General features: G+C 73.5%; 15 protein-coding genes and 1 pseudogene. 11 read left to right on the forward strand and 5 right to left on the reverse strand.

Annotated features, from left to right (window positions below; genetic code table 11):
- Positions 1-75: 75 nt before the first annotated feature.
- Positions 76-2,193, forward strand: a pseudogene (locus tag QMG73_RS06720) (MMPL family transporter); the annotation flags it as partial.
- A 61-nt stretch (positions 2,194-2,254) separates the two neighbouring features.
- On the opposite strand, the gene QMG73_RS06725 reads toward QMG73_RS06720, so the two are convergent.
- Together QMG73_RS06725 and QMG73_RS06730 are read right to left on the reverse strand one after the other, a co-directional pair.
- Entirely contained in the window at positions 2,255-4,285 is a 2,031-nt protein-coding gene (locus tag QMG73_RS06725) for a sensor histidine kinase (protein WP_281893156.1), read from the reverse strand.
- A 69-nt stretch (positions 4,286-4,354) separates the two neighbouring features.
- Entirely contained in the window at positions 4,355-5,968 is a 1,614-nt protein-coding gene (locus QMG73_RS06730; protein ID WP_281893157.1) for a carboxylesterase/lipase family protein, read from the reverse strand.
- Positions 5,969-6,263: 295 nt separating this feature from the next.
- Between QMG73_RS06730 and QMG73_RS06735 the strand changes: the two genes are divergently transcribed.
- Complete coding sequence (locus tag QMG73_RS06735) at positions 6,264-6,869, forward strand: hypothetical protein (protein ID WP_281893158.1); 606 nt, start codon at positions 6,264-6,266, stop codon at positions 6,867-6,869.
- Between the two features lie 106 nt (positions 6,870-6,975).
- Here the strand turns inward: QMG73_RS06735 and QMG73_RS06740 are convergent, their stop codons facing one another.
- The 3 genes from QMG73_RS06740 to QMG73_RS06750 are packed head-to-tail and all read right to left on the reverse strand — an operon-like array spanning position 6,976 to position 9,471.
- Positions 6,976-7,662, reverse strand: a complete 687-nt coding sequence (locus tag QMG73_RS06740) for a response regulator (RefSeq protein WP_281893159.1) — start codon at positions 7,660-7,662, stop codon at positions 6,976-6,978.
- A complete protein-coding gene (locus QMG73_RS06745) occupies positions 7,652-8,863 on the reverse strand; it encodes a sensor histidine kinase (RefSeq protein ID WP_281893160.1) in 1,212 nt (403 codons plus the stop codon). The genes QMG73_RS06740 and QMG73_RS06745 overlap by 11 nt, the downstream gene beginning before the upstream one ends.
- Complete coding sequence (locus QMG73_RS06750; RefSeq protein ID WP_281893162.1) at positions 8,860-9,471, reverse strand: hypothetical protein; 612 nt, start codon at positions 9,469-9,471, stop codon at positions 8,860-8,862. The genes QMG73_RS06745 and QMG73_RS06750 overlap by 4 nt, the downstream gene beginning before the upstream one ends.
- A gap of 327 nt (positions 9,472-9,798) precedes the next feature.
- Here QMG73_RS06750 and QMG73_RS06755 point away from each other — a divergent pair, with 327 nt between their 5' ends.
- The 9 genes from QMG73_RS06755 to QMG73_RS06795 are packed head-to-tail and all read left to right on the forward strand — an operon-like array spanning position 9,799 to position 16,522.
- Positions 9,799-10,062: a hypothetical protein gene (locus tag QMG73_RS06755; RefSeq protein ID WP_281893163.1), complete on the forward strand. Its 264-nt coding sequence runs from the start codon at positions 9,799-9,801 to the stop codon at positions 10,060-10,062.
- A complete protein-coding gene (locus QMG73_RS06760) occupies positions 10,059-10,448 on the forward strand; it encodes a carboxymuconolactone decarboxylase family protein (protein WP_281893164.1) in 390 nt (129 codons plus the stop codon). Before QMG73_RS06755 ends, QMG73_RS06760 begins: the two co-directional genes overlap by 4 nt.
- The gene (locus QMG73_RS06765) at positions 10,445-11,662 is read left to right on the forward strand and encodes an MFS transporter (protein WP_281893165.1); all 1,218 of its coding nucleotides are present in this window, start codon (positions 10,445-10,447) and stop codon (positions 11,660-11,662) included. Before QMG73_RS06760 ends, QMG73_RS06765 begins: the two co-directional genes overlap by 4 nt.
- Positions 11,643-12,611, forward strand: coding sequence for an AvrD family protein (locus QMG73_RS06770; protein WP_281893166.1), 969 nt, complete (start codon positions 11,643-11,645; stop codon positions 12,609-12,611). Before QMG73_RS06765 ends, QMG73_RS06770 begins: the two co-directional genes overlap by 20 nt.
- 14 nt (positions 12,612-12,625) lie before the next feature.
- On the forward strand, positions 12,626-13,330 hold the full coding sequence (locus QMG73_RS06775) for an AAA family ATPase (RefSeq protein WP_281893168.1): 705 nt from the start codon (positions 12,626-12,628) through the stop codon (positions 13,328-13,330).
- Positions 13,327-14,337, forward strand: coding sequence for a beta-ketoacyl-ACP synthase III (locus tag QMG73_RS06780; RefSeq protein WP_281893169.1), 1,011 nt, complete (start codon positions 13,327-13,329; stop codon positions 14,335-14,337). Before QMG73_RS06775 ends, QMG73_RS06780 begins: the two co-directional genes overlap by 4 nt.
- 17 nt (positions 14,338-14,354) lie before the next feature.
- The gene (locus tag QMG73_RS06785; RefSeq protein ID WP_281893170.1) at positions 14,355-14,600 is read left to right on the forward strand and encodes an acyl carrier protein; all 246 of its coding nucleotides are present in this window, start codon (positions 14,355-14,357) and stop codon (positions 14,598-14,600) included.
- Between the two features lies 1 nt (position 14,601).
- Complete coding sequence (locus QMG73_RS06790) at positions 14,602-16,098, forward strand: FAD-dependent monooxygenase (RefSeq protein WP_281893171.1); 1,497 nt, start codon at positions 14,602-14,604, stop codon at positions 16,096-16,098.
- Positions 16,099-16,114: 16 nt separating this feature from the next.
- On the forward strand, positions 16,115-16,522 hold the full coding sequence (locus QMG73_RS06795; RefSeq protein ID WP_281893172.1) for a nuclear transport factor 2 family protein: 408 nt from the start codon (positions 16,115-16,117) through the stop codon (positions 16,520-16,522).
- Positions 16,523-16,638 lie beyond the last annotated feature (116 nt).

Consider the following 16,638-nt stretch of genomic DNA (forward strand, 5'->3'; position numbering starts at 1 on the left):
CCCGCGTTACAAGAGAAGAGGCTTGTCACCGCGCGCGCCTATCGGACCCTTATTCGCGCGCGCGAATCGCTGTCGATGGCCGGTGGCGCGGGGCAGGGTGCGATAGTGCGCACCTCGATCAACAGCGTGCTGGCCGGTGCCGGGCGCTGGTGTTTCCGCAGACCGTGGCCGGTCATCGCGATCTGGCTGGCCGCCGCCGTGGGCGGCGGCGCCTGCGCCGGCCCGCTGTTCGACCGGCTGGCCAACCAGGGACCGACCCAGCTGGAGTCGGTCGCCGCGATAGACGTGCTGGCCGAGGCCACGGGCCAGGGCGGCGAGATCACCGGGCTCGTCGACGGTGTCGACGCGCGCGCGCCGAGCGTCCGCGAGGCGGTACGGACGACCGCCGCCAAGATCACAGAGGTCGGCGGCGTGCGCGCGGTGCGGACCCCGTTCGACGGCCGCGCGCCCGTGACGCCCGACGGCAAGGCGCTGCTGATCCAGGTCTCGCTCACCCGGCTGGAGCCGGCCGAACTGGCCGAGACCACCGCCGGCGTGACCGCCGCCCTGCGCAAGGGCGAGGGCCGGCTGCGCGACGCGGGCCAGCCGGACGTGCGGGTCCGGGTCGGCGGCACCACGGCGGTCACCCTGCAGGCCAACGACGCCATCCGCGAAGACCTCGCCCAGGGCGAGGCCCTGTCGCTGGCGCTGAGCGCGGTCGTCCTGGTCGTCGTGTTCGGCGGCGTGGTGGCGGCGGGCCTGCCGGTACTGGTCGCGCTGGTATCGGTCGCCGCGGTGACCGCGATCCTGCTCGGCTTCTCCACAGTGGCCGATCTGGAGGTCAACGCGGTCACCGTCACCACCCTGCTCGGCCTCGGTCTCGCCATCGACTACTCGCTGCTGCTGGTCAACCGGTACCGGGAGGAGCTCAGCGTGCCGGGTCCGCCGCTCGCCGCCCTGGAGCGCACCTGGGCGACCGCCGGCCGGACCATCCTGTTCAGCGCCCTGACCGTGGCCACGTCGCTGGTCGGGATGCTCACGTTCGGGGTACCCGGACTGTCGGCCCTCGGCATCGCCGGCATGTCCATCGCGGTGGTCGCGATGCTCGCGTCCCTGACCCTCACCGCCGGCCTGCTCGGCCTGCTGCGCAGGTGGATCCGGCCGGCGCGGCACGGCGCGCGCCGGATCCTCCCGCCGGACAGCGGCGCGGAGGCCGGCTTCTTCGCGCGCCTCGCCGGCCGCGTGCAGCGGCGGCCGCTGCTGGTCGCCCTCGCCACGTCGGCGGTGCTGCTCGCCGCCACCGCGCCGGCGCTGCCCACCTCGGTACGCCTGGACACAGTGGACAGCCTGCCGCGGTCGATCGAGGGGGTGGAGGTGGCCGACGCGCTGGTGCGGCGGTTCGGCCTGCCGCCCGTGGCGAGCGTGACGGTGCTGGCCTCGACATCGCCGCGGGCGCTGGACGAATGGGCGTCCCGCTGGCGGCCGGACCCGCTGGTGGCCCGCGTCCGCCCGGCCGCGCCGCTGTCCCCTGAGATGTCCATCGTGGAGTTCGACGTGCGCGGCGACCCGCAGGGCGGCACAGTGTGGGACCTCGTCGACCGGATCCGCGACGACCGCCCACCCGGCGACCGGTCGTGGGTCACCGGCGACGCGGCGCTCCTACGCGACCTCACCGGCCTGCTCACCGGCCGCCTCCCGATGGCCATGGGGCTGACCGCCCTCGCGATGCTGGTACTGCTGTTCCTGATGACCGGCTCCCTGGTCGTACCGGTCAAGGCCGTCGTCATGAACGTGGTCTCGCTGGCCGCGACGTTCGGCATCATGAGCGCCGTCTTCTACCACGGCGTGTTCGACGGCGCCCTGAACACGGTGACGGTGACCGGCTTCAACCCGATCTTCCTCGTGATCATCTTCGGGTTCGCTTTTGGACTGTCCATGGACTACGAGGTGTTTCTGCTCGCGCGCGTCAAGGAGTACGTGGACGCGGGCGTGGCACCGGGCACCGCCGTGCGCTGGGGACTCCAGCAGACCGGCAGGGTCATCACCTCGGCGGCGATGCTGATGGTGGTCGTGATGGGCTGCTTCGGCGCCGCGCGGATGAGCTCGGTCGAGCAGATCGGCCTGGGGCTGGCCGCGGCGGTGGCGATCGACGCGACGCTGGTGCGCTGCCTGCTGGTGCCGGCGACGATGACGCTGCTCGGCCGGCGGAACTGGTGGGCTCCCCCGATTCTCGCGCGCCTGCACCGCAGGTTGGGACTTGTCGAGAGTGGAGGGTTCACACCTTCGCCTGCGGCCCGAACCCCACCGGCTCCGGCAGCTCGTACGCCGATGCGGACGGCGCCGGGGCGACGAACGACGCCGGCAGCAGCACCGACGCCACGGTCCCCCGCTGCTCGCCCGATGACAGCCGCACCCGTACCCCGTGGCGGGACGCCAGCAGCCGGACGATGAAGAGCCCGAGCTGCGGCTCCTTGCCCAGCAGCAGGCCCGGTGCCCCGGTGAGGCGGGTGTTGAGCTGATCGAGCGTCTCGGCCGGTACGCCCGGACCGTCGTCGTGGATCTCGACGAGTACCTGGCCGTCCCGCTGGCGGCTGGCGAACACGTGCACGACGCTGCCCGGGTCGGAGTACGCGACGGCGTTGTCGAGCAGCTCGGCGAGCAGGTGCGCGAGGTCGACGACGAGCCCGGGTGCGACGCTGACGGCCGGCAGGTACAGCAGCTCGATCCGGACGTACTGCTCGATCTCGCCGACGGCCGCCTGCACGACGTCGGCCAGCAGTGCCGGTTCGGTGCGCCGCCGTCCCGGGTCGTCGTCGGCCAGTACGAGCAGCACCTCGCCGTACCGGCGCATCCGCGTCGCGAGGTGGTCGAGCCGGAAGAGGCCGTCGAGCTTGATGGGGTCGATCTGGTCGCGCTCCAGCTCGCTGATCACCGCGAGCTGCTCGCCGACGAGCTTCTGCGCGCGGCCGGCGACCGTGCCGATGACCGCGTTGGCGGTGGTGCGCATGCGGGCCTGGGCGGCGGCCAGCCGCACGGCCTCGCGGTGCACGGTGTCGAACGCGTCCGCGACCTGCCCGATCTCGTCACGCGTATCGCCGCCGACCGGCCGGATCGTCAGGTCGACCAGCTCCGGCGGGTACTCCGACAGCGACCGGACCGTGCGCGGCAGGCGGTCGTTGGCGACCCTCAGCATCCCGCGGCGCAGCCGTCGCAGGTCGCGCACGATGCCGCCGCCGACCGCGAGGGCGATGATGACCGCGAACGCGGCGGCCGCCGCGAACAGCGCGGTGTTGCCGGCCGCCGCCTGCCACGCCGCGATCCGCAGGTCGCGGATCTGGTCCAGGCCGCCGCGGGCGCTCTGGCCGATGACCAGCCGGAGCCGGGTGAGCTGCTGGTTGGAGACGTCCAGCCAGGCCGTGACGGACAGCCCGGCGTCCGCGTAGCTGTCGTCGTTGCCGAGGACCCGCCGCACGTACGCGTCCTCGCTCCGGGTCGCGGGGGCGACGCCGGCCCGCTCGTACAGGGTCCGGGCCGGCGCGCCGGCGATGGCCTGGAACGCGTCCAGCTCCACCCGGCTCTGGAAGCCGGAGACCACCAGGGCGTCGCGTTCGCCGGTCTCGGCCCAGTCGCGCGCCAGCATCGCGGTCACCAGCGCGCGCCGCTGCGAGGCCGCGCCCGCCGCCAGCACCAGGTCGTACAGGCCGGCGGTGCGCGCGACGACCGCCGGGCTGCCGGAGAGCCGCACCGCCTGGCTGTCCGCGCCGCTGCCGATGTGGATCACGGGCAGGATCGCCTTGCTGTACGCGTCGATCGTGGCCAGCGGCGACAGCCTGGGCCGGAACGCGGCGTCCCGCAGCCCGCCCAGCTCGGCGAGGCCCGCGCGGGCCCGGGCGACCTGCGCGCCGAACGCCGACTCGGGCACCTGCGCCAGGGCGGTCTCGAACGCCTCGATGGCGTCTTCGGTAGCGGCGAAGGCGGCGTCCAGGCCCAGCTCGTCCCGGTCGACGTCGACGGCGCGGGCGGCCCGGTCGCGCTCGTCCTGGAGCTTCTCGACGAGCGTCAGGCTGGCGGTGCTCACCTCGGCGTACCGCTCAGCCTCGTCCAGCGGCCGTGCCAGGTCGACCGCGTTGACCACGGTCAGCCACCCGAAGGCGACGGCCACCACGGTCATGGGCGCCATGACGGCGGCGATCCGGAGCGGCAGCGGCCGGCCGTGCAGGGCGAACGCGCCGTACCCTCGCAGCGTCAGCCGGCCGTGGCGGCCGCGCCGGAAGAGGTTCCGCACCTGGTCGCGAATACTCTCCATGCACCCACATAGCCAGATGGACCGGCCTCGCGTCTGCGTGCCAGGTGAGCGTATCGGCGCCCACCACTGTCACTCTGCTGTGTAGTCGCGGTCACCCAGAGCAGTCGGTCCCACGATCGGCTCCCAAAAGTCACAGTTGTGCTCGCCGGGCACGGTCGTGCTCAGCGTGCTGCCGGCCGAGCTGAGCTGGATGACGCGCGGCCGCTCGGCGCTCCACACCGGCCAGTCGGTGCCGCCGACCGCGCCCGGGTCGCCGGAGCGGGCGAACGACGTCCACGCGGCGACCATCTGGTCGGACAGCTTCTGCTGAGTACCGTTGCGGATGGCCGGTATCCCCTGCAGCGAGTTGAACAGGTAGAGCACGTCGGAGCCGTGGAAGTTGCCCATCGGCATGAACGGGTCGACGCCGGCCAGCGGCGGGTCCACGTCGTTCAGCTCGTACGCGAACACCCGCGAGCCGGCGGCGTCGGCCTGCTCGATGTGGAACGCCGTCGCGCAGGCGAACGAGAAGTCGGTGAGCACGGTCGCTTTGGCGAGGTCGGCCGAGTCGAACGCGGACACCGGGTACTTCGCCAGGACCGCGTCCGCGTCGTCGCCGAACGCGTCGCGCACGAACGCCGCGTACTCCTCCGGGCTGACACTGGACAGCGTCAGCAGGTGGTCCAGCAGCGCGATGAAGGTGCGGCCCTCGTCCCTGGTACCGCCGACGATCATGGGCACCTTCTGGTACTGGCCGGTGCGCCACGCGTCTTCCAGCGAGCGCGGCACGACCACACCGTCCACACTGGGCACCCAGGTCAGGTCGAGCTGGAACTCCAGCGTCTTCGACGACAGCAGCTTGTCCTGCGGCAGCGCGCGCAGGCAGGCGACCTCCTCGGCCGGATCCTCGCACCCCATCTCCCGCGCGAAGGCCCGGCTGCGCTTCTGGATCTCGTCCTTCGACACCGGCGTCAGACCGTTCCGCCCCGAACACGATCCACTCTGGACGATCGCCTGCTGGAACAGGCCCTCCGCGAGCGGTGACGCCATCTGGTGGCAGACGCTGCTGCCCCCGGCCGACTCCCCGAAGACGGTGACCTTGCCGGGGTCACCACCGAAGGCGGCGATGTTGCGTTTCACCCATCGCAGCCCGGCCTGCTGGTCCAGCAACGCGACGTTGCTCTCCTTGAGCCCCGGCAGGGACAGGAACCCGAACGGGCCGAGGCGGTAGTTCACGTTGACGACGATGACGTCCTCTTTGATCAGCGGCGACGGGTCGTACCCGGAGTTCGAGCCGAACACGAAGGCACCGCCGTAGATCCAGACCATCACCGGCAGGTCGGTACCGGCCGACAGTGGCGGCGTGTGCACGTCGACGGTCAGGCAGTCTTCGGACGAGGGCAGGATCTGCGGGCAGGCCGCACCGGACCTGGTCGCGTCGCGCACGCCCGACCACTTCGCCGGCGGCCGCGGCGCGCGGAAACGGCCGTCGCCGGCGGTGGACGCGGCGAACGGGATACCGAGGAACTCCCGGCGGTCCAGGCGCACGTTTCCCTTGAGCTTGCCGGTGTCGATGGTGACCTCGCGCCCCGGCAACGGCAGCGACAGGGCGGACGCGCGCGCGGCAGCGACGAGCCCACTCCCGATCAGGAGCGCCACGAGCACGGGCAGCAGGACGAGCGGACGCAGGTTCCCACGTGTCATGGCGGCAAAGCTAGGACCCGTACTGGGACAGAAACACTAACGATCGGCAAAGCTCATGCCGAGCTGATTGTCACCTGTCCACACTCGACCGCGCGCCACGCGCCCGCGAGATACCACGCGATCCGCGGATCCGCCACCGCGCGTATCGCAACAACGCGCCTACGGGACGTGCACGACCCGACAAGCCCGATCCACCGCCAACTCCGTGAATACCGACAAGTGACCGCCGCGCGGCGTGCACACATCTGTTGGGGAGGCCGGTCCACTGTGCCGGCCATCGAGAAGGTGAGAGATCGTGGAACTACTGCGCAATCGACGGGTACTGCTCGGAGCCGGTGTCGCCTCTGTCGTGGTGGCACTCGCGGCGCTCGGCCTCGGCTCGGCGAACGCGGACTCCGTCTCGGGTGGGAACCAGAGCGTGGCGGCGGCCAGCGTACCCATGAACAACGCGGCCCGGGGCGAGCTGCGCAACGCGGCCCGGAGCCTGCTCGAGGCGTCGGACGCCGCCATGGACGCGGGCCAGAACGTGGCCCGTGCCTGCGAGGACGCCGACACCCAGGCCGGGCAGGACGCCGCGGCCGCGGGCCGCCAGGCCACCTCGGCCGCCATGGACGCGGCGCAGACCGCGCGCCAGCTCCTCGCCGCCTCGCGCGGTGACGGCAGCGCGCCGAACATGCTGGCCAACGCCGAGGGCGCGTTCACCGCGGCGCAGCAGGCGATGCAGCTGGCGCGTACGGCCGTCTCCGACGCGCAGGCCGCGGTCGCGGCGAACCCGAACGCCCGCCGCGGCGCCGGCCGGATGCTGAACGGCGCCGTCGAGGACCTCGACGACGGCGGTGCCGAGATGCAGCAGGCCCGCCAGGCCATCACGAACGCCGAAGGCGCGCTGTCCCGCAACTGACGCGGGTCCGCTCCTTCCTGATCAAGGCGTCCCCCACGTCGCTGTGACGGCGTGCGGGACGCCTTGTCATGCCAGCGAGTCGCCAGTCATGCCAGCGAGTCGCCAGTCATGCCAGCGAGTCGCCGGCTTTGACGAGCCCGCTCTGGTACGCCGCCACGACGGCGTGCGCGCGGTCGCGCAGCCCGAGCTTCATCAGTACCCGCCCGAAGTGCGTCTTGACGGTCGCCTCGCCCACGACCAGGTGCGCGGCGATCTCGGCGTTGGACAGGCCGTGCGCCACGAGCACCAGTACCTCGGTCTCGCGGGGCGTCAGCTGGCGCAGCTCGGTGGGCGTGGGCAGGTTCCGCTCCGGCCGCGCGGCGAACTCGGTGATCAGGCCGCGCGCGACCGCCGGGTCGAGCCACGCCTCGCCGGCGGCCACCGCGCGTACGGCGGCGACCAGCTCGGTCGGCGCGGCGTCCTTGAGCAGGAACCCGGAGGCCCCGGCGCGCAACGCCGAGTACACCGCGTCGTCCACGTGGTACGTCGTCAGGATCAGCACCGTGATGGGGCCGTCGGCGGTACCGGCGAACCCGTCCGCGGTGATCCGGCGGGTCGCCTCGACGCCGTCGACGCCGGGCATCCGCACGTCCATCAGCACGACGTCGGGGCGCAGCTCGCCGGCGCGCTCGACCGCCTCACCACCGTCGGCGGCCTCCCCGACGATCTCCACGTCCGGCTCGGCGTCCAGCAGCATCGCGATACCGGTACGGATCATCGGCTGGTCGTCGGCCAGCAGCACCCTAATCGACATTGGACAGTGCTCCTCGGTTGTCTGGTACGCCGCCGGCCGCCACCGGCCGCGCGGGAATCGCGACGGGCAGCGTGGCGGTCACCTCGAAGCCACCGTCCCTTGTGGGCCCGGCTCGCAGCTCCCCGCCGGCCAGGGCCACCCGCTCCCGCAGGCCTCGCAGCCCGTACCCGCTGGACATCGACGCGGCGGACGGCCGGGGCGCGGACGGGCCCTCGTTCGACACCCTGATGCGCAGGGTCCGCCCCTCCCACACGACGTGGACGGTGGCGGCGGCGCCCGGGCGCGCGTACCGGATCACGTTGGTGAGCGCCTCCTGGACGACCCGGTACGCGGTGAGGGCGACCTCCACGTTCACCTCGCCCGGCGCGCCCTCCACCCGCAGGCGGGCCGGTACGCCGACGCTGCGCACGCCCGCGACCAGCGCCTCCAGGTCGTCCACGCCGGGGCGCGGCTCGTACGGGTCCAGGCGGCCGACCGTGTCGTCGCCGCGCAGCACCCGCAGCATGCGGCGCAGCTCGGTCATGGTCTGCTTGCCCGCGCTCTCGATCTCGCCGAGGGCGCGTACCCCTCGGGCCGGGTCGGCCGTCAGGACCCGCTGGGCGCCGGCCGCCTGCAGCACCATCACCGTGACCGAGTGCGCGACGACGTCGTGCAGCTCGCGGGCGATCCGCAGGCGCTCGGCGCCGAGGGCCTCCCGCGCCGAGGCCCGCCAGAGCTCCCGACTGACCCGCACGAGGCGCCCGGCGACCCATCCGGCGGCGCCGTACGCGAGCAGCCCGGCGGCGCACATCACCGCCACCCGGTACGGGTCCTCGGATCCGCGCACGGTGTCGGCCACGTTGAAGCCGACCGGCACCGTGAACAGGCACAGTCCCCACAGCGCCGCGCGGTTGCCGCGCTGGTCCGCGAGCGTGTAGATCGCGACGACGAGGCCCACCGTCGGGAAGTACATGAGGTCCGGCGTCAGCGAGGCCACCATGCTGTGCACCCACAGCGCGGCGAACACGAGCACCGGCGCCCGGCGGCGCAGCAGCAACGCGGCGTACCCCACCACCGCGTAGCCGATGACCGCGAGCGCCGGTGCCCGCTCCTCGCTCAGACCGATGTAGCTGAACAGCGTGACGTCGAGGGCGCAGGCCAGCGCCGCCAGCACCGCGTCCCAGGCGATCACCGGCCCTCGGCCCAGGGAGGGCGTGCTCATCGTGGGAACAGGCTTCTCTTGCAGCACTTGGTGGGGCAACACGCGTCGGTGCCAAGCTCGCCCAGCGTCTGGTACTCCCGCTCCTTGGTTTCGAGCGGGCCCCCGGCGAACCCGTGCGCCACGCTGTCGAGGTCGCTGGGCGACCACAGCGTTCCCGCCTTGAAGGGCGGCCGAGGGTCGCGGACGATGCCCACGCCGTCCATGGCGGACCAGTAGTCTCCGCCGCAGCCGGCGAGCGCGTCGACGAGGCGCTCCTTGTCCGGACGCGTGACGTTCAGCGCCGGGTGCCGGGTGCCCCGGTCGAGCTGGACGTACCCGACGACCGCCCGGCCGCCGGTCAAGCGCAGCACCACCGCGCGGCGGCCGCCGACGCACTCCGGCGCGGGGCCGTGGCCGTTGGGCGGGCCGCAGAGGATCAGGTCGACCTGCTCCCCGTGGTCGAGCAGGCCCTTCGGCGGCGCGGGCACCATGACGACGTCGGTGTCGATCAGCACGCCGACGGTGCCGGTGCGCCAGTCGTCCGCCGTGCGGTCCTTGACCAGCACGAACGTCTCGGTGGCGGCGCCGGACACCCGCTGGTCCGCGTCGCTCAGCTCCGGGTACGACATGGCCCCTCCTCAATGATGGCGAACGCGCCGCCGTCTGGCCGACTTATGCGGACATTGCATCATTTGACGCCGCATCGCGGCGTCTGTTTCCCGGCCGATCCGCCGCCTACACCGCCGGTCGGACCCCGGCCCGCCGGGTCCCCCTGGAGTCGTACCCGCGAGGGCCGCGGGCGGCCGGAACGCCGTGTTCCCCGTGCTGCCGGGCAGCGGGAGCGGCCGCCGGTACGCCCTGGAGCGGAGGCCGAAGATCAGCCCCTCACCGGACGCCGCCAGCCGCGAACTGGCCGATTCTCGAATGCAAGCAGATCACCCGAAAGGGGGCAGCTCATGGCCACGCAACTGGAGGCACGCGCCGGCGCCTCGACCGGTACCGCCGCGGGACTGGCGGCGGCGCTGTTCGCCAGCCACCTGCCGGCCGGGTCGCGGCCGGACCGGGCCGAGGTCATCGCGGCGGTCGCGCAGTCGCTACGCCGCCACGGCGGCCCCGACGGGTGCGCGGTGGAGGTGGCCGGCGAGTACGGCGACCACCCGGAGACCGCCGCCGCCCGCATGCGCTGGGCGCTGTGCGTGGTGGCGGAGGTGTACCGGTGAGCGCGGGAAGTGGCGCGGGACGCGGGATCGCCGTGTTCCGGCGGATCGCGCCCGACGGCGCGGTGCCGCCGTGGGAGGCGCTGGCCGACCTCGCGCCGGGCCTCGCCGAAGCCGCCGAGCACGGCCTCGGTGCCGTGCTCGGCCGGCCCGGCCTGGATTTGCGCACCCGCCAGCTCGCCACGATCTGCGTCCTCGCCGCGCTCGGCGGCGCCGAACCACAACTGGAGTTCCACATTGGAGGCGCGCTCCGCGCCGGCGCCACGCCGCGCGAGGTGGTGGAGGCACTAACCCAGGTGTCCCTCTACGCCGGCGTCCCGCGGGCCATCAACGCGATGGCGGTGGCGCGGCGCGTGCTCGCCGCGCACGACGAGGAGGAAGAGCGATGAACCCGGATCCGACGCTGCCGGGCCGCACGGTGGCGCTGTTCGCCGCCGCCAGCGGCCTCGCCGTGGCCAACGTCTACTACTCGCAACCGTTACTACAAGCCATCGCCGGCACGTTCGGCACGGGCAGCGGCGAGGCGTCACTGCTCGTGACGCTCGGGCAGATCGGGTACGCCGCCGGCCTCGCCCTGCTCGTGCCGCTCGGTGACGTGGTGGAGCGGCGGCGCCTCGTCACCGTGCTGCTGCTGGTCGTCGCGGCCGGCCAGGCGGTGGCCGCGGGCGCCTGGTCGTTCGGGGTGCTCGCGGGCGCCACGGTCGTGGTGGCGCTCAGCGCCGTGGTGGCGCCGATCCTGGTCGCGTTCGCGGCCACCCTGGCGCCGCCGGCCGAGCGGGGCCGGGTGGCCGGCACGGTACTCGGCGGTGTGCTCGCCGGCGTCCTGCTCGCCCGCACGGCTGGCGGTCTGGTCGCGCAGGTGGGCGGCTGGCGCTCCGTGTACGCGCTGGCGTCCGCGGCGATGGTGGCGCTCGCGCTGGTGCTGTCGCGATCGCTGCCCCGCGCCCGGCCACCCGACCGGCTGAGCTATCCGGCGCTGCTGCGCTCGGTGCCCCGCCTCGTGCGGGAGGAACCGGTGCTGCGGCTGCGGTGCGCGTACGGGTTCGTGTCGTTCGCGGGCTTCAGCGCACTGTGGACGGCGATCGCGTTCCTGCTCGCCGCACCGCCCTACCGGTACGGCGAGGCGGCGATCGGCCTGTTCGGGCTGGCCGGCGTCGCGGGTGCCTACGCGGCACGGTGGGCCGGAAAGGTCGCCGACCGCGGCGGGGACCGCCCGGCCACCGCGGCGTACTTCGGCCTGGCCCTGCTGGGCTGGGCGCTGATGGCCCTCGGTGGCGGCCACTGGCTGCTCCCGCTGGTGCTCGGCGTGGTGGTGCTCGACTTCGGCGTGCAGGCGCTGCAGTCCACGAACCTGAGCGTCAGCTACCGGTTGCGGCCCGCCGCGCGCAGCCGGGTCACCACCGCCTACATGACCGTCTACTTCGCCGGCGGGGTGGCCGGTGCCGGCGCCTCGGGGCTGGCGTACGCCCGCGGCGGCTGGCTGGCCGTGTGCCTGGTGGGCGCCGGCTTCGCGCTGCTCGGCCTTCTCCTGTGGACACGCGAGCCGGCCCTGCTTCCCAAGGACGACGAACGGGAGACGCACCATGCGATCCAGAACTCTTGACGAGCTGCTCGGTCCGGCGGAGGGTCGCTTCTTCGGCGGCGGCTACCGCCGGGTCGGCCAGCACATCGACAATCTGTCCATAGTGGACGACGGCCACGGGGTTCGCGCGAGCGCCACCGGCGGAGTCCGGTACCCGGCGGACTGGTCCACCAAGCGCGACGGGGCGGTACCGCCGCACCTGAGCACGATCGACGCGATCGTCCTCGCCGCGCGGCTCACCGACGCGTGCGTCACCGCGGCACACGGGCTCGACGCCGCGCAGCGCCGGGCGATGTGGGTGCGACGGCTGGACGTCAACGCCGGACCGCGGCCGCTGGAGGCTGGGCTGGAGGCGTTCGCGGTACGGGCCGAGGTGGTCCGCAGCCGGCCGGCACCGTACACGCTCCTCGGCCACCTGTCCCTCGTGGACTGCTGGATCGGCCCGATGCGCGTGGGTTGCCTGGTCGAGCACTCCTCCGGCAAGGGGCACCGGGGCACCGGCGCCGCCGAGACGACCGGCCCGTACGTGGACGGCTTCAAGCTACGCCGGCACCGGGTGAGGAACCTCGCGCTCGACGCGACCGGACGCGCTCGCGTGCTCACCGCGGTCGACATCGACGGTCCGGCCGGTGACGGCATGGAGTCGCGCTACCACCCGTCGGTGTCCATCGTGGACATCTTCACGGTGGCGCTCCAGCTCGGCCAGGCCCTGCTCTACCGGCAGGACGGCCTGGAACGGGCCACCACGAGCACGCTCTGGATGCGGCGCACGGTGATCCGGCCGCGCACGCCCCACCGGCCCGCCGGTATCCCGTTCCCGGTGGGGGCGGAGCTGGCCGGCAGCCGGCTCGTACCGGCCCGCGGCGCGACCTGGCGCCTCGCCGACGTGGTCGCCGCCGGCCGGGACGTCCTCGTCCGGTGCTCCGTCGCACACCAACTACCCGATCTCGCGGCCGTCCGCGCCGCCTGACCGAGAGGATCCACATGAGACTGGCTATCTGCGGCACGTACTCGTCCGGCAAGACGCTGACGGCGATGGCGCTGTCGCACCTGACGGGCGTACCGCGCACCCGGGCCCGCACGATGCGGGAGATCCTGCCCGAGGCCGCACCCGGCAAGACCCTCGAAGAGTGCACCGCGCCCGAACTGATCCAGATGATCGTCGTGCGGCACGCCGAACGGGCCGCCCACGAGGCCCGCCTCGGTTCGACGTACGTCTCGGACGGCTGCTCGCTGCAAGAGTGGATCTACGGCGCGATCCGGGTCACGGTCGGCATCAACCCGAACACCTCGGTGCACCTGGGTGACCTGGAGAGCGTGCCGCGCACCGACGAGATCCGGTTCTTCGAGTCCGTCATGGCCCAGATCGGCTCCGCCGTGCGGCGGCACGTGGCGGGCGCCTACGACGCGGCCGTGCACCTGCCCAACGAGCTCCCGCTCGCCCGCGACGGCCACCGGCCGGTCAACGAACGGTTCCGGCAGCTCGCCGACCAGACCCTGTTGCGGGTCCTGGACGAGCTGCGGATCCCGTACCGGATCATCGGCGGCAGCCTGCCCGAGCGGCTGGTCCGGATCGCCGAGGACTACGGCCTGCCCCGGGTGATGGGCGTCGACGAGGCGATCGCGGCCGCTCACACCGAGTACGCCGCGCAGGACGTGCGGCCGGAGACGGAACGGAGGGCGGCGTGAACGGGCCCACGGCGGTCGTCGCCGGCTTGGGCGCGACGGTGCCGCCGCACGTTCTCACCAACGAGATGCTGGCCGCCCGGTTGGACACCTCCGACGAGTGGATCCGGTCCCGCACCGGTATCCGCAGCCGCCACACCGTCGCGCCCGGCACCGCGACCGGCGACCTGGCGGTCACGGCGGGCGCGCGAGCACTCGCCAACGCCGGAATGTCCACGGTCGACATGGTGGTGGTGGCGACCGCGACACCGGACCGGCTCTGCCCGGCCACCGCACCGGAAGTGGCCAGCCGGCTGGGTCTCGGCCCGGTGCCGGCGTTCGACGTCGCCGCCGTGTGTTCCGGCTTCGTGTACGCGCTCGGCGTGGCCGCGGGGGCCATCGCCGGCCGCCTCGCCGGCTCCGTACTCGTGATCGGCGCCGACACGTTCAGCACGATCGTCGACCCGTCCGACCGTACGACGGTGGCGATCTTCGGCGACGGAGCCGGCGCCGTGGTGCTGCGGGCCGGCGTACCGGGCGAGGTGGGCGGCCTGCTCGCCTTCGACCTCGGCAGCGACGGCGAACTGGCCGACCTGATAGCCATCCCGGCCGGCGGGTCGCGGCAGCGCTCCACCGGACCGGCCGACCCGGCCGCGCACTACCTCGCCATGCGGGGGCGGCCGGTGTTCGTCAACGCGGTCCGGCGGATGGCCGCGTCGGCCCGCGCCGCGCTGGCCGGTACCGGCTGGCAGGCCGCCGCGCTCGACTGGCTCGTCGGCCACCAGGCCAACGTGCGCATCCTGCACGCCGTGGCCGACGGGTTGGGCGTGCCGCGCGAGCGGGCGGTCGTGAACATCGACCGGGTCGGCAACACATCCGCCGCGTCGATCCCGCTGGCGCTCGCGGACGCGGCGGCGGCTGGCGACCTGCGTGCCGGCGATCGCGTACTGCTCACCGCGTTCGGTGCCGGCGCCACCTGGGGCTCGGTGACGCTCACCTGGCCCGCGCTGCCCGCGGTAGCGACTTTCTAGACAAGGAGAAACGAGAGATGCGAGAGATGACCGACGAGATCGCCCGGATCATGGTGGACGTGTTCGGCGTGCCACCGGGCCGGGTGGGTGCCGCCACCGCGTTCACCGAGTTGGAGGCGGACTCGCTCACCCTGGCCGAGCTGACCCTCCTGCTGGAGCAGCGGTACGGCGTACCGGTCGCGGACGGCGACCTCCGGCCGGAGCACACGGTGTCCGACGTCGCCGCGCTGCTGCGCGACAAGGGCGCGGCGGGAGGGCGGTGAGATGTCGACGTCCATACAGGTACTCGTCGTCGGCGCCGGCCCGGTCGGCACGGTGCTCGCCTGCGAGCTGACCCAGCAGGGCGTGCGGGTGCGGCTGATAGACCGGGACGAACGGGCCGGACCGGCCGACCCGCACTCCCGAGCCATCCTGGTCTGGCCGCGCAGCCTGGAGGTACTGCGCCGAATCGGTGCCAGCGAGGCGCTGGTGGCGGCCGGCCATCGCAGCTCCGGGGTGCGCTACTACTCCGGCGGGCGCCTGCTCGGTACGGCGGATCTCGGCACGCTCGCCGACTCCCCGTACCCGTTCGTGCTGGCCCTGCCGCAGTCGCGGACCGAGCAGGTGCTGCGGCGGCGCCTCGCCGAGCTGGGCGGTGCCGTCGAGCACGGCGTGACGCTCGTCGACCTCGACGACACCGGTGAGCGACCCGTGGCGACGCTGCGGCACGCCGACGGCACCATCGAGCGGGCGACCGCCGACTACGTGGTCGGCGCGGACGGGCCGGCGAGCGCCGTGCGCACCCTGCTCGGCATCCGCTTCGACGGCGACCCGGTCGACGTCACGTACGCCATCGGCGACGTCGTCGTGGGCGGCCCGGCACCGGCCGACCTCCAGTACTACTACTCCCGGCACGGGGTCGTGGCGCTGGTGCCGCTGGGCGGCGGCCGGTTCCGGATCGCGGCGAACGTGCCGCACCGCGACGTGGCGGACGGCCCGCCGCCGCGCGAGCTGCTCCAGCGGATCCTCGACGAGCGCGCCCGGGTGCCGCTGACCATCACGGATCTACTGTGGACCCGGTCGTTCCGGCCCCGGCTCGGCCTCGCCGAGACGTTCCAGAAAGGACGGTGCTTCCTCGCCGGCGACGCGGCACACGTGATCAGCCCGGCCGGCGGCCAGGGCATGAACGTCGGGTTCCAGGACGCGGTCAACCTCGGCTGGCGCCTCGGCGGCGTGCTGCGGGGGCGGCTGCCGGCCACCGCGCTGTCCGGTTACGACCCGGAGCGCCGGGCGGCGGCCGCCCGCATGTCGCGCACCTCGGCGGCTCAGGCCCGGTTCGCGCTCCAGCGCGGCACGGCACGGATCGCCCTGCGGGACGCCGCGTTCATCGCCGGGCGGGCCGCCGGACTCGTGCGGCGGATCCTGGTGCCGCTGCTGAGCCAGACCGACGTCCACTATGGCTCCGCCGGCACCCACCCGCTCGCGTGGCGGCGCGGACCGGTACAGCCCGGACAGCGGGTGCCGCTCGCGGGAATGCCGCCGCTGGCCCCGTACGCGTTCACCATGCTGCTGTGGCCCGGCAGCCGTACGCCCACCGGGTGGGCGGCCGCGGTGGCGCGGCTACGGAGCAAAGCCCCAGCGGACATGCCCGTCCACGACCTGTCCGCGACGGCCGGACGGGCTCGGCGGGCACTGCGGCGGGCGCTGGGCGCGCGGCCCCGCGTGGCCGTGGTCCGCCCCGACGGTCACCTGAGCCGCCTGACACCCCTGCACACCACCTAATCGATTGGAGAAGATCATGACAACCACGATGAGCCCCGCCGCGGCGGTCGCCGCCGAGTTCTTCCGCCGCTTCGGCGCCGGCGACTTCGACGGCGTACTGGAGCTGTTCGCCGACAACGTCGACTGGGACGTGCCCGGCGCGCCCGAGGTGCCCTGGACCGGCCGCCGGCGCACCCGTGCCGACATCCGGGCGTTCCTGTCCACAGTGGCCGCCGAGGTCCGCACCCGCGAGTTCACCGTCGACCGGGTACTGGCCGACGGCGAGCACGGCGTGGCCCTTGGCCGGTTCACCCACGAGGTACTCCGCACGGGCCGGGCGTTCTCCTGCGGCTTCGCGCTCCACATCCACGTACGCGACGGCCGCATCGACCTGTACCACATGTTCGAAGACAGCGCCGCGGTAGCAGCCGCGTACCGGCCCTAACCAGTGATCAGGGCGTCCCTCAAGTCGTTAGGGCAGCTTGAGGGACGCCCTGATCACGGCAGGGGGTCACCGCGTGCCGCAACAGCGGGGCGATCCGCGGCACCCGCGACGCCCCC

It is taken from the genome of Phytohabitans aurantiacus, from assembly GCF_027923225.1.
In the GTDB taxonomy this organism is placed as follows: Bacteria; Actinomycetota; Actinomycetes; order Mycobacteriales; family Micromonosporaceae; genus Phytohabitans; species Phytohabitans aurantiacus.

Excerpts from the sequence above, each read along its gene's own strand:
- QMG73_RS06725 (WP_281893156.1), bottom strand. The coding sequence starts at position 4,285 with ATGGAGAGTATTCGCGACCAGGTGCGGAACCTCTTCCGGCGCGGCCGC.
- QMG73_RS06730 (WP_281893157.1), bottom strand. The coding sequence starts at position 5,968 with ATGACACGTGGGAACCTGCGTCCGCTCGTCCTGCTGCCCGTGCTCGTG.
- QMG73_RS06740 (WP_281893159.1), bottom strand. The coding sequence starts at position 7,662 with ATGTCGATTAGGGTGCTGCTGGCCGACGACCAGCCGATGATCCGTACC.
- QMG73_RS06745 (WP_281893160.1), bottom strand. The coding sequence starts at position 8,863 with ATGAGCACGCCCTCCCTGGGCCGAGGGCCGGTGATCGCCTGGGACGCG.
- QMG73_RS06750 (WP_281893162.1), bottom strand. The coding sequence starts at position 9,471 with ATGTCGTACCCGGAGCTGAGCGACGCGGACCAGCGGGTGTCCGGCGCC.
- QMG73_RS06755 (WP_281893163.1), top strand. The coding sequence starts at position 9,799 with ATGGCCACGCAACTGGAGGCACGCGCCGGCGCCTCGACCGGTACCGCC.
- QMG73_RS06765 (WP_281893165.1), top strand. The coding sequence starts at position 10,445 with ATGAACCCGGATCCGACGCTGCCGGGCCGCACGGTGGCGCTGTTCGCC.
- QMG73_RS06770 (WP_281893166.1), top strand. The coding sequence starts at position 11,643 with ATGCGATCCAGAACTCTTGACGAGCTGCTCGGTCCGGCGGAGGGTCGC.
- QMG73_RS06775 (WP_281893168.1), top strand. The coding sequence starts at position 12,626 with ATGAGACTGGCTATCTGCGGCACGTACTCGTCCGGCAAGACGCTGACG.
- QMG73_RS06785 (WP_281893170.1), top strand. The coding sequence starts at position 14,355 with ATGCGAGAGATGACCGACGAGATCGCCCGGATCATGGTGGACGTGTTC.
- QMG73_RS06790 (WP_281893171.1), top strand. The coding sequence starts at position 14,602 with ATGTCGACGTCCATACAGGTACTCGTCGTCGGCGCCGGCCCGGTCGGC.
- QMG73_RS06795 (WP_281893172.1), top strand. The coding sequence starts at position 16,115 with ATGACAACCACGATGAGCCCCGCCGCGGCGGTCGCCGCCGAGTTCTTC.